9 protein-coding genes are annotated in these 12,148 nt (G+C 42.9%); 2 read left to right on the forward strand and 7 right to left on the reverse strand.

Annotation, left to right across the window (positions count from 1 at the left end; genetic code table 11):
* Positions 1 to 8: 8 nt before the first annotated feature.
* The 4 genes from M0R36_02580 to M0R36_02595 are packed head-to-tail and all read right to left on the reverse strand — an operon-like array spanning position 9 to position 4,898.
* Complete coding sequence (locus M0R36_02580; protein ID MCK9554689.1) at positions 9 to 1,112, reverse strand: hypothetical protein; 1,104 nt, start codon at positions 1,110 to 1,112, stop codon at positions 9 to 11.
* Positions 1,109 to 1,975 carry a diacylglycerol kinase family lipid kinase gene (locus M0R36_02585; protein MCK9554690.1) on the reverse strand — a complete coding sequence of 289 codons (867 nt, stop codon included), beginning with the start codon at positions 1,973 to 1,975 and terminating at the stop codon, positions 1,109 to 1,111. The genes M0R36_02580 and M0R36_02585 overlap by 4 nt, the downstream gene beginning before the upstream one ends.
* 3 nt (positions 1,976 to 1,978) lie before the next feature.
* Positions 1,979 to 2,572, reverse strand: a complete 594-nt coding sequence (locus M0R36_02590; GenBank protein MCK9554691.1) for a ferrochelatase — start codon at positions 2,570 to 2,572, stop codon at positions 1,979 to 1,981.
* A 1-nt stretch (position 2,573) separates the two neighbouring features.
* A complete protein-coding gene (locus tag M0R36_02595; protein MCK9554692.1) occupies positions 2,574 to 4,898 on the reverse strand; it encodes a beta-galactosidase in 2,325 nt (774 codons plus the stop codon).
* A gap of 178 nt (positions 4,899 to 5,076) precedes the next feature.
* Between M0R36_02595 and M0R36_02600 the strand changes: the two genes are divergently transcribed.
* Both M0R36_02600 and hydE read left to right on the forward strand, forming a co-directional pair.
* Complete coding sequence (locus M0R36_02600) at positions 5,077 to 6,501, forward strand: DUF4139 domain-containing protein (GenBank protein ID MCK9554693.1); 1,425 nt, start codon at positions 5,077 to 5,079, stop codon at positions 6,499 to 6,501.
* 82 nt (positions 6,502 to 6,583) lie between these two features.
* Positions 6,584 to 7,666, forward strand: coding sequence for a [FeFe] hydrogenase H-cluster radical SAM maturase HydE (gene hydE, locus M0R36_02605; protein MCK9554694.1), 1,083 nt, complete (start codon positions 6,584 to 6,586; stop codon positions 7,664 to 7,666).
* On the opposite strand, the gene M0R36_02610 is transcribed toward hydE, so the two are convergent.
* From M0R36_02610 to M0R36_02620, 3 genes are read right to left on the reverse strand one after another with little or no spacing between them, the layout of a single operon-like run.
* Entirely contained in the window at positions 7,655 to 8,017 is a 363-nt protein-coding gene (locus M0R36_02610; GenBank protein ID MCK9554695.1) for a hypothetical protein, read from the reverse strand. The two genes, hydE and M0R36_02610, sit on opposite strands and share 12 nt — an antisense overlap.
* Before the next feature lie 12 nt (positions 8,018 to 8,029).
* Positions 8,030 to 9,796 (reverse strand): chorismate-binding protein, encoded by a 1,767-nt coding sequence (locus tag M0R36_02615; GenBank protein MCK9554696.1) that lies wholly within the window; start codon positions 9,794 to 9,796, stop codon positions 8,030 to 8,032.
* A 6-nt stretch (positions 9,797 to 9,802) separates the two neighbouring features.
* The gene (locus M0R36_02620; GenBank protein ID MCK9554697.1) at positions 9,803 to 11,878 is read right to left on the reverse strand and encodes a sodium-dependent transporter; all 2,076 of its coding nucleotides are present in this window, start codon (positions 11,876 to 11,878) and stop codon (positions 9,803 to 9,805) included.
* Positions 11,879 to 12,148 lie beyond the last annotated feature (270 nt).

The following is a 12,148-nucleotide window of genomic DNA, read 5'->3' on the forward strand; positions in this document are numbered from 1 at the left end:
GTAAGAACTTATATGCTGTCTGCTATTTTACCGGAAATTTCAAATGTAGCACCGGGTCTGCCGATTTTCGCGGCATTTACGCTCAGTTCCCTGACAGCTTCAGGGGAATTCGCTATCTCAAACGCTTTTTCCGCAAGAGAGCCTATGTCTTCTATTCTCAGACACGCCTTGGCTCTCTCAAGCGCCCGGCAGTTAGCTTCTTCCTGCCCGGGAATAGGCCTGAACGCGATTAATACCTTACCCATAGCTGTTAACTCCGAAGTTGTCAATCCGCCGGATTTAGACACCACAACATCGGCCGCTTTGTAAAATTTTTCGATATCGGGCCTTAATTTATCGCAGAAAATCCTGTTTTCTTTCGCGAATCCGGATTCCGTGTCAAGGTACGCTCCTATTTTTTTTGACAGCATAAACACTCCCGTACCGGGATATTTAACTTTATGCTCTCTGAGCTTCTTCTTAAATCGCTCCGAGCCGACATAATCCCCGATAAACAGAATGTTGTTTTTCCCCATATAGGGTTTTACCATGCTTATGTCCGGATCGGAACAGAATTGACTGCCTATTGGTATGCCTGTCACAAAAATTCTATCGGAGCTGCAGCCCAACCTGATAAGACCTTCTTTAACGAAATCGGAAGCGACAAAGAACATGTCGACTTCCCTGTGAAACCAGATCGAGTGCGCCATATAATCGGTTATTACACAGGCAAGTTTTGAATTTATCTTTTTTAATTTTTTCAGATGGCTTATGATTTCTTCGGAGTGGAAATGAGTGAATATCACGCATTGCGGATTTTCATCTGTAACAAATTTTATTAATTTCCGCGCGAATAGAACATCGGTATAAAGCTGCCATTTGTAATATATCCCTCCGGGACTGGCTCTGTTAACCCCCGAGAATATCAGCTTCCACAACCACTTTGCTTTATCAATGCTCCAATAATAAACCGCCTTGGTGACTATCCTGTAAATCGCAAAAACATAATCAAGGGAATCAAAAATCCTTACATCATAGCCGGGATAACGTTCTTTAATATGATTATATAACGCCTCAGCCGCCCTTTTATGGCCGGAACCGTATGTGGCATGAAAAATAAATATTTTTTTCATGGACAGCAGACCCTTAGAATCTTGGGGACAACGCTTATATCAACAGGAAGTTCACAGAAAGGATCCCCGTCAACCTGGACTTTTACCCTTTTTTCGGAAAAGACCCTTATCTGTTTAGCCTTCAGGTATATAACATCCTTATATTTATGGTGACTCTTTGTCAAAAGCCCCCACAGATACCTTATCATCTGCCTTTTGCCGCTCTTTGTGAAGATGCAGACGTCAAGGAATTTGTCATCGGTGGAAGCATAAGGAGCCATAACAAACTTACCCGCATAATACCTGACATTACTTACTACTACGAGACAACCTTCATATCTCTCCTTTTGGTCTATAATTATATTCATAGACGGGAAAGCATATTTTGCGGAAACACCGAAAGCAGAAACGATGTAAGCAAATTTCCCGGTCCTTGCTTTTAATTTCAAATCTATCGAATTCACGACTTCAGCGTCAAATCCCGCGCTGGCCATAAGCATAAAATACGAACCGTTTATCACCCCGAGGCTTATTCTTCTTTCATTGCCTCTCAGTATTATGTCGCAGGCTTTATAGAGATTATCCGGAACATGCACTTCTTTGGCAAAAACATTTGTTGTCCCCGCGGGAATAATTCCCAGCGCAATATCAATGCCGACTATACCGTTAATTATTTCATTTATCGTTCCGTCTCCCGCAACGGCGGCTATCTTATCAATTCCTTTGGAATACGCTTCAGCGGCAATATTAGTCGCATTACCGCGAAAAGAGGTATATTCGACAGAAACGTCTGCGCCCCTGGAAGATAAATAGGAAGCGGCTTTTTTTGTTTTATCCTTAGAGTTCTTTCCGGCAACAGGATTTGATATCATAAGAAGTTTCATCAGTTATTCATCCGGATTCTGCGCAAATTTAAAATCTTTGGTCAAAATATACTCTTCGCCCGACAACACGTCTCTTATGGTAATTTTTAAAGTGTAGTTGCCGTCTATTAAACCCGTAAAACTGAAATTAAGGTTCAATGAAATATCCGTGAAAAACGTCGTGTCTTCTATTTCAAAATCGCCGAATTCCTGTTCTTTTGCCAGCTCGCGGCTTTCACTGTCAAGAAGTTCATAATCAGTTTCAAGATGCGCAAAATAACCGCCTTCTTTTTCCTCTACCGAAAAGCCCACCGGCTCCAGATAAATAATGATATTTTCTCCGCCCGCAAAAGGCCTGTCTTCCCTGATAACAAATTTCTGGAATCCTGAATTACCGTCTTTAACAAAATTAATATTTCTGGCCGAAAGAGCCGCCGCTTCCCACGCAATCTTTACCGCATCTTTGAGGTTGTCCACGGCATCGATGTGCCTGCCCTGTTGATAGCAATCGTCCGCTTTGTCAATCTTATCCCCGAATTCACCCGCAAATAACACTCCGCCGGACAAAAATACAAAAACCGCAAATATTATCCCTGTGTTAAATACTGCCTTTGACATATCATTTGAACTCCAGCTCATAAATAACACCCTTTGAAACGGATTCCGCTTCAAAGGAAACTGCATTTTTTGTTGTTTTCATCCTGCCCGGCCCTTTTTTGCCTTCCCTTTCCACCAGCAATACGGAAGGCTTGTTTGCGCCGCATTTGATTTTCAGTTTTACGCCCGGATGTTCCGAAAAGACCATAATTTTCATTTTCTTCAAATCAAAAGAGGCCGAAATATCACAGGGTTTGGAGGAAGAGATTTCCCATGAATCGAACTTCAGGCAGGGAACGGCGGATTTTTTAGCATAATCGTTCAAACCTTTTAAAATAAAACCCCTTATATCATTTCCTTTAATATAGACCGCTGAAATTCCGCCGGGGACACTTTGCACATGGAGCTCTTTTTTCCCTGCCCGGGCCTTATATACGGATGTTTCGGAATTTTTGGATATCAGATAAATTACTTTCTCGTCCTTCTCGGCCGATACGGTTACATCATACGCGGCGTATTCCCCGCTTTTTTGTCCCAGTATCTTTTCTAATTTTTTATCATCATTCAGTATATCCCCGGCCGCAAAAATGATTTTACCTTTTCCGATATTCTTTTCGATGTCCTGCGGCACGCTGTTCTTTTTCGGGAACAGCGCTTTCAAGAGTATATTCGACGGTTTAAAATCATCGTCAAGATACGGAATTGTCCCGAAAACAATCAATTTTCCGCCGGTTTTCACATATTTTAAAAGTTTTTGCTGAACTTTTTCCCCCATCCAGTCAGAAAGCTTCAAAATGATAACTTTCGCTTTTGCAAGTTCCGCATTCTCCTCATAATCCAAATATTTAACGCCGGTTTTCAAACCGCGCCGGGCCGCTTCTTTCATTAAAGGGATAAGCCCCTCCCCAATACATACAGGCTTCTCTTTTATTCCTGAATTTTTCCACGCATGGTCACCGGCCTTCCAGGAAGCCGCCCAGCAATAAGGCATGTAGCAACCCCAGTAAATATCTTTTTCAACTCCGGATTCCACAGCGTTTTTACTGAAAGAATTAAAAAACAGGTTTATCATTTTCGCCAGGTAAAATTTATTTGTTCTGACACAATCATGAGTTATCGGCGCGGAAGCCGGATACGGCTTTTCGCATGATGAATCTATGTTAATATCCCACAGGTCTGTTCCCACTCCGGTATAATAGTTCATTCCCTTGGCGCCAAAAGCAAAATAGAGCATGCTCTGATAATAACTCGGGGTGGATTTTTCAAACATCTTATGGTATATCCTGCTAAAACCCCAATTTTCTTCAAGGCAGACCCCCGGATGTTTTCCGGCGACAACCTGATAAATACAATATGCATTCTCATCTTCATAAGGATATTTCGTCCAGTTGGTAAATCCCCATGAAGCAATGTCCCCGAAGACATGTAGATTACTTCTCGAAAAATATGAGTCGGCTTCAGACAGCCAGAAAGGATTCCAGTTTACCACAACAGGAACTTTTAAACTGGCAAGATATGACTTGCACCGCGACAACACTTCCCTGTAAAACACTCCGGAAAACTCAGCCCAGTCTATATTTTTTCTGAAAGTTTTTACTTCCCCCTGCTGAAATTCCGTAGGAGGAAGGATTTCATCAAAACTCTGAATCTTCACAAAGTTTCTCGAGTTATATTCCCTGACCGTATGGTATTTTTTCTTCAGGAAGGACGAAAAACCCGCAGCCCCGCTCCTGGAATAATCATAACCGGTAATATGGGGAAGGCAGAAAGTATATATTCCTTCATTAAGTATCTGAACCCCTATAACAGGCCCTTCCGGGTATTGCCTGCCCCTGAGGACATCCCGGTCAACAGCCTCAAACCATTTTTTCACATGTTCATGGAATTTATCATCTAAGGGCGCCGGAAGCGCTTTATGCCAGAGCGTCGGCTCCCCGAGGGAATTCCTTATAGGTTCAATACCGCTCTCGGCGACAGGCTCAACATAATCAGCCAAACCCGCATAATCTGTTTCAGCATGAATAAGCGGACCCGGTTTAACAATACAATATAAGCCCAGCTCTTTAATTATTTCAAGAAACCTTATTATATCGGTATTCGGCACTGTTTCCCCGTTAAAATAGAACTTGCCCGGCGCTGGAGAATGATGTCTCCATGGAATATAACAGGTAATAACGTCCGCGCCCATTTCCCTGAGAAGCTTCAATTTCTTTTCCCATAAGTGACGTCCGTCCCTGTAATAAGGATAGTCCGCGGAAAGAAGCATAAAAGGTTTGCCGTCACGGTAGAATATCCCCTTTTTAACCTCTATTTCTTTTGGAGAAAGCCTGGTTTTTTTCCTTCCCATTATTTTATTTTCCCTTCCGAGCTCAAATAAATTTTTAATTTATAGCGGCTGATAAAGCAGTATTATATCATAACAGTATATTCAATAACTCCAATAAACTAAACAATATTTTATATTTTTGAACGTTCATCGGCTTCGGGAGTCTAAATAAACAGGAAACTTAAAGAAAGGAGTTTAAATGAAGCAACTGGCGGTTTTTTTATCTCTGATTTTTTTGTTGAGTACATTATCAATTGGCGCAGAATCACTTAAGAGCACGCTGGATGACCAGAGAACCGTGGCAATAACTATTTATAATTCAAACCTGGCGCTTGTCAAGGATGTCAGGGACATATCGCTTCCAACGGGCACTTTTGAGCTCAGGTTCATGGATGTGGCCCAAAACATCAACCCCGCAACCGTCTATATTAAATCCGTAAATCAGCCGGAAAAACTCAGCATCTTAGAGCAGAACTATGAATATGACCTTCTGAATCCGCAAAAACTCATGGAAAAATATATTGATAAAACCGTTAAAGTGGTCGATAAGAACTATTACACGGGGGAAGAAACAATATACGACGCAAAAATACTGTCGACAAACGGAGCTCCTATTTTTGAGGTCAACGGCAAGATAATGGTCGGGCTCCCTCACAGGATAATATATCCTTCAATCCCCGAAAACCTTATCGCAAAACCCACTCTGGTATGGCTGCTCGACAACAATTACAACAAAAAACATACAGTGGAAGCGTCATACCTTACGGGTGGAATAAACTGGAAAGCGGATTATGTCGCTGTTCTTGACAAAGATGATAAAAAAGTTGATTTGAACGGATGGGTAACAATTAACAATAACAGCGGCGCCGAGTACAAGGATGCCGCGATCAAGCTGGTGGCGGGCGATGTAAACAGGGTTTACGACGAGTTTAGCAGACTCCGCAGCGATAAACTCCTGGGCGCAGCCGAAGCCAAGCACGAGTCCGGGTTCACCGAAGAGTCCCTTTTTGAATATCATCTCTATACCCTGCAGCGGCCCGCGACAGTAAAGCAAAACCAGACAAAACAGATAAGCCTTCTGCAATCAACGGACATCCCTGTCAAAAAGGAACTGATCTACTGGGGCGCCGAATACTATTACAGGGGCCAGTACGGACAGCCGGTCTCCAACCAGAAAATCGGAGCTTACATAAACATTGAAAATAAAAAAGAAAACCACCTGGGGATGCCGCTGCCTAAAGGAACGATCAGGGTTTATAAAGCCGACAGTGATGGAAGCCTTCAATTCATCGGCGAGGACAGTATAGACCATACGCCCAAAGACGAAAAAATCAAGATAAAACTCGGAGACTCTTTCGATGTTGTCGGAGAAAGAAAACAGCTTGACTGGAAATCTTTCGGCGTTTTAAGGAACATATATGAAGTGGAATGGGAAATCTCCCTCAGAAACCATAAAGACGAAGATACCGGAGTAAGGGTAATTGAACCGGTGCCCGGAGACTGGGAAGTGCTGGATTCGACCCACAAATGGGAAAAAACGGAAGCTCACACCCTTGAATTCAATGTCAAAATTCCGAAAAACGAAGAGGTAAAAATAAGATACAGGATAAGGACTCATTACTGAAATTAACCTCCAGAGCAACAGAAAGCGCCCGTTTTTGATTTGAAAACGGGCGCTTTTATTTTATAATGCGAAGAAGGCGTATATGGATATAGAACAAAAAAGCTCTATCGAATATAAAATTTCTTTTGAAAAACCTTTTTCAAAAGAAGATTTGCTCTTACTGCTGAATTTAAAAAACCAATCCGAGCTCAAATGGCTGTATTCGACTGCGGACAGGGTCCGCAGAAAATACATGGGAGATGAAATTTTTCTGCGCGGCATCATAGAATTTTCAAACCGTTGCGGAAAATCCTGTGATTACTGCGGCATAAGAGCCCCTAACAGCAAAGTCAACCGATACCGTATCCCCGACCAGGAAATAATCGACATCTGTATGATACTTGAAAAGCAAGCCATAACAACCGTTGTCTTACAATCGGGAGAAGACCTTTTCTATACAAAAGAAAAAATGGGCGGGATAATAAAAACAATAAAAGAAAAAACAAATCTCGCTATAACACTGTCGGTCGGGGAAAGAGACAAAGAGACTTACCGGTACTGGAAGAATTGCGGTATGGACAGGTATCTGCTCCGTTTCGAAACATCAAACCAAAAAATATTCAAGGACATTCATCCGGATGATAACTTTAAAGAAAGGCTGAATTGCATCAGAGTTTTAAAGGAACTCGGGATCCAGACAGGTTCGGGTTTCATGATAGGACTGCCCCAAACGGGGCTGGATGATATAGCAAATGATATACTCTTATGCAGGGAACTGGACCTCGACATGATAGGAATCGGGCCTTTTATCCCTCACCCCGATACTCCTCTGTATATAGACGGATTTACATTTGACCTTGATTTCTATACAAAAGTTCTCGCCGTGCTGCGCATGGTCAACTATAACTGCCACATTCCCGCCACAACCGCTTTTGATGCATTTAAAAAAGAAGGGCGCAACCTTGCCCTGCAGCGCGGAGCAAATGTATTTATGCCCAATGTCACCCCGGAGAAATACCGCAGGGATTATCTTTTATACCCCGGGAAACCCTGTGTTGATGAACCGGGAGAAAAATGTATTGCCTGTTCGGCCGTAAGAATAACGTCCCTCGGAAGGGAAATAGGCAAAGGCAAAGGGCACAGCTTAAAAAAACCGGGGGCATGCCAGGGTCTTTCAGCTTTTTAATAAAAACAGAAATACGCCTATTAAAACATATATTAATCCCCCCGCCCGATAAAATAACGGAGGGGCTTTGGCTATTATTTCGGCGGCTTTGCCCGTCAATCCTGAGTTTAACAGGATAACAGCTTTGATTATACCCGCGATACCGAAGAATAGTATTACTTTCGGGAATACGCCTGGCTGTTTCAAGCCGAATGAAACAAAGGTAACGCCTAAAAACAATGCAAGCGGAAATAATACTCTTCTGACGGTCCTTGCGCCTTTTCTTTTCAGCCTGTCAATAAATGATGCCGGCCTTAAAACAAAATACAACCCCGCGACAATCCAAAAAACACCGATTATTTTAAAAAACATTCCGTTTTATCCTCACGCTTTAACCTTTGAACATTCCGGTACAGACAGCTTAACCTTATAAAGTCTCCTTATGGAATTAGCCAGGTAAATATCATCGCATTCCCGCAAATCATTCAGGCGAAGAACTTGCTCTTCCAGCTTGCCGAGCCCAATAAGATAATCCCTGAAAGTACCTGCAAGCAAACCCGAGGAAACAGGAGGAGTAAACAGCCTGCCCCCCATGTCCAATATAACATTTGCAATCGTAGATTCCGTCAGTTCCCCCGACTCATTAAACAATATTACATCATCATATTCCGGCCTTGATCCAGATGCCTGATCATAAACAGCGCGGTTCGTGGTCTTATGATACAAAAAAATATCGGATGTATTAACCGGTTTTAACGCAACAGCGACTTTCTGCAATTTTTCTCCGTGCCCGCCGGGCAGGAACTCCGCGCTTATCGATACAAAACCATTTTTTGATACAGTCAGGCGCACCTTGTACTTTTGACGTGTAAACTTCTTTTCTTCTTCGGCAAGCAATTCTTTAATGCGGCGTATGTCAACTCTAAAGGAGAAAAAATCGGCGGAAGCGGATAACCTTTTAATATGCCTGTCCAAAAGAAAAAAACCCTTATCCTTTTCCCACAGTATAGACTCAATAAGCGAAAATTCGTGTTTTCCGGGAATTAAAATCCCGGTCTTTCCGCCGCATTCTTCGAACTCCTTTTCAGCCGTGGAATCCCATACAATACCGCTACCTGTGCCATACTCGGCAGTCCGCCTGTTTTTATCTATCAGAACAGACCTTATCGCAACATTAAAAACCGCCCTTCCCGCAGGTTCGACAAAACCCATGGAACCGGTATATACCTTCCGGGGTGTCTTTTCAAGTTCTGATATGATTTCCATTGTCCTTGCTTTAGGAGCGCCTGTAACCGAAGCAGAGGGAAACATAGCTTTAAAAATTTCGGAAATACCCGATTTCGTCTTTGAGCTTACCGTCGACGTCATTTGCCATACATAAGGATGTTTCTCCAATTTGAAAAGATCCCTGACTTCAACGGAACCATATTCTGATATGCGGCCCATGTCATTTCTCATCATGTCCACAATCATAATGTTCTCCGCGCGTTCTTTATCGGAATTAAAAAGTCTTTCGGATTCCAGTTTATCCCGCGCGCAATAAAATCCCCTGGGTGCGGTGCCTTTCATCGGCCGGGAAATCAGGTTATCACCCTCAAGGCAGAAAAACAGCTCCGGAGAGAAAGAACAAATCGCCCATTCATCTGTTTCTATGAAAGCTGAATAAGGAGGAATATCTTTTCCTATTATACCACTGAAAAAATCATAGGCATCGCAGGAAAAATTACTTTTGAGCCGGTAGGTGAAATTGACCTGATAAGTGTCTCCCCTCTCAATAAACCCCTTTATTACAGCCATATCTTCTTTATACCGGTAACGGTTAATATCAGCTTTCCAGCGCGGTGTGTTCTTTAAGAGATTTCCCGTCCCGCCGACAGAATCAAGAACTACGGGTTTTTCATAAATTCCGAACCAAAGAAGAGGAAAATCGCCGATTTCTTTAGTCCTGAGAGCTTTGTCAAATGCCGGCGCCGCCTCATATGAAAGAAACCCCGCGGCATAGCATTTTTTTTCTCTCACGTACTCTTCCACAAGCTTCAGGGCGGAAATAACCTGATTTATACGACCGGCGGAAATTACTTTTACAGGTTTATCGAACTTAAGGAAAATTTTTTTCTCAACATCAAAAAATATTACTGCGGGATTTTTCAAAAAAACCTACCTTTTTCCGGAATTTTTGGATTTTTCCGCCGCCGGCGCAGAACTTATTGCCCTGATAAAACACCACGTCAGCCCGCCGAATACCAGAAATCCTATAATGGCAAGTATAATCATCGATGTCGCAGACAAGGACATTTCCTTCTTAACCGTATTTTCGGCATGCATGGTAATAAAGGCAAGTGACACGCCGAGCGAAGAACCTATACAGAAAGTGCTTAAAGCCGCCCCGGAGCGCAGCCAGAAACTGGGAGTTGATTTTAACGATTCATACCTGAATACTCTCCTGCCGCTGATAAGCGCCAATGTTATCGAAACAGTAATCGATACCGCACATAACAACGGGACCGCCATTCCTTTTGACAGCGCGATTTCCGCCGCTTTAATATGAACGGTTTTCGCAAACGTAAAAAGTATCAATACCGATAAAGCACAGGCCGCATAAAACACTTTTTTTCCAAATTTCGCACCTTCAAGCTTACCTGAATCCACCTGTTCTTTCCGGTCGTTTTTCCTTTTAACATGCTTTCTGTAAGTGACTATAAACGATATTAAAGGAACTATTAACGCTATAGAAATACCGGCAACCGAAGGGAAAGAAAGGCTGCCGTCGGTATTATGAAAAAGCCCGCCCTCTTTTGAAAGATCATCGAACAAACTCCATATAAACAACGCCGATAAAATTACAGGTATAATAACCCTTATAAGGATATCCCACCATTTTCCTATACGCCAGTCACTTCGCTCATTCGCGTGTTCACGCAAAATACCCGTATTGAAAAGCCAGCCCAAAACAATACATTCCAAAAGCCCTAAAAGCGCAATCCCCCACGTCCCGTTAATTATGCCGTCAACAAGCCCGACCCAGTTAAGGCCCCCGTTTGTGCAATAAAAAAGGCCTGTTAACAAACCCGCCGCGCTCATGATTATCAGAACTCCGGATCTTTTCCATCCGGTTTTGTCAATTATACTCGCCAGGACAGTTTCAGTAATAGAAAACGCGGAGTCAAGCCCCAGAGTTATAAGGGTTATAAAAAAGATAAAACTAAACCATGCCGAATAAGGCAATTGGGCCAATGCATACGGAAAAGCTATAAACGCAAGGGAAGGGCCTTCCTTTGCCACTTCCGAAACAGGCACCGGATTTCCTGCTATCCGGGTCGCATAGGCCATTCCCCCCAAAGTTGCGAAAACAGCAAGACCGCATATAAAACTTGTTCCGAAATCCGCAAGCCCGATGATGGTTGCATTGTTGTTAATATCACTTTTCCTGTGTAAAAAACTCGCATATGTTATCATAACCCCGAACGCCAGGCTCATCGAAAAAAATACCTGACCGAAAGCCCATTTCCATGTAGTGGGTTCGGCCAAACGGCTCCAGTCAGGCTCCAGATAATAAGCAAGCCCTTTAACCGCTCCGGGTAATGTCAGCCCTCTGACGGTCAGAATGACCAGCATAATCCACGGAAGCGGTACGGTAAGCCAAACCACCTTGCTTACCAGATTCACTCCTCTGAAAATACACAGATACATCGCAATCCAGCTTATAACAAGGGTCACGGCTATTTCCATCCGGAAGCTTCCCAGAGAAAAGCTTTCATGATAACCTAAATATGAATCAAAAAAGAAATTTGTCGCTTTTTTTACACCGGCAACCCCTTCCCCGGCCCATGGAAGATGCCCGCCGTTAAATATACCTTTTATGCTGAACCACAAAAAATTGAAACAATATGCAAGGATAACCGGATAATACGTTATTATCACAAAACCGAGCAGGACTCCCCACCATCCCACGGTCTCAAAATGCCTGTTCGCCTGAGAAAAAGCGTCCGGCGCAGCTTTCTGGAATTTATGCCCTATGGAGAATTCAAGAATCATCAGCGGTATTCCTATGACAAACATAGCCAATATATACGGTATAAGAAACGCTCCGCCTCCGTATGAATAAAGTTTATACGGAAAACCCCAGAGGTTTCCAAGCCCGACCGCGGAACCAACCGCGGCGAGCACAAAACCCGCCCTGCTCCCCCAGTTTTCTCTTGTTTCTTCCCTGATTTCCGGTTTTGGCCGTTTCACAGATAATCTCCCTTAACATTATCAACATTTTAAAAAGATTATAGATTATCGCAATATGCGTGACAATGATTTTTCAAGCTTCAACCGGGATGAGTTAGATATGATAAGCAAAAATTCTTCTCTCTTTTTTTGCTTAAACAATGGGCGCAGGTCAGGGAGGATAAGTAAGTGTTTCGAACGGATTCGGGAGCTGAATGTTTTTCTCAGCGACTGACCTGTCCCCACTGTTTTGATTTGTTTTTATTTTTAAAAACAAATCAAGGGGGACGA

It is taken from the genome of bacterium, from assembly GCA_023228325.1.
Taxonomy (GTDB): Bacteria; Auribacterota; UBA6266; order UBA6266; family UBA6266; genus UBA6266.

Excerpts from the sequence above, each read along its gene's own strand:
- M0R36_02580 (MCK9554689.1), bottom strand. The coding sequence starts at position 1,112 with ATGAAAAAAATATTTATTTTTCATGCCACATACGGTTCCGGCCATAAA.
- M0R36_02585 (MCK9554690.1), bottom strand. The coding sequence starts at position 1,975 with ATGAAACTTCTTATGATATCAAATCCTGTTGCCGGAAAGAACTCTAAG.
- M0R36_02590 (MCK9554691.1), bottom strand. The coding sequence starts at position 2,572 with ATGTCAAAGGCAGTATTTAACACAGGGATAATATTTGCGGTTTTTGTA.
- M0R36_02595 (MCK9554692.1), bottom strand. The coding sequence starts at position 4,898 with ATGGGAAGGAAAAAAACCAGGCTTTCTCCAAAAGAAATAGAGGTTAAA.
- M0R36_02600 (MCK9554693.1), top strand. The coding sequence starts at position 5,077 with ATGAAGCAACTGGCGGTTTTTTTATCTCTGATTTTTTTGTTGAGTACA.
- hydE (MCK9554694.1), top strand. The coding sequence starts at position 6,584 with ATGGATATAGAACAAAAAAGCTCTATCGAATATAAAATTTCTTTTGAA.
- M0R36_02610 (MCK9554695.1), bottom strand. The coding sequence starts at position 8,017 with ATGTTTTTTAAAATAATCGGTGTTTTTTGGATTGTCGCGGGGTTGTAT.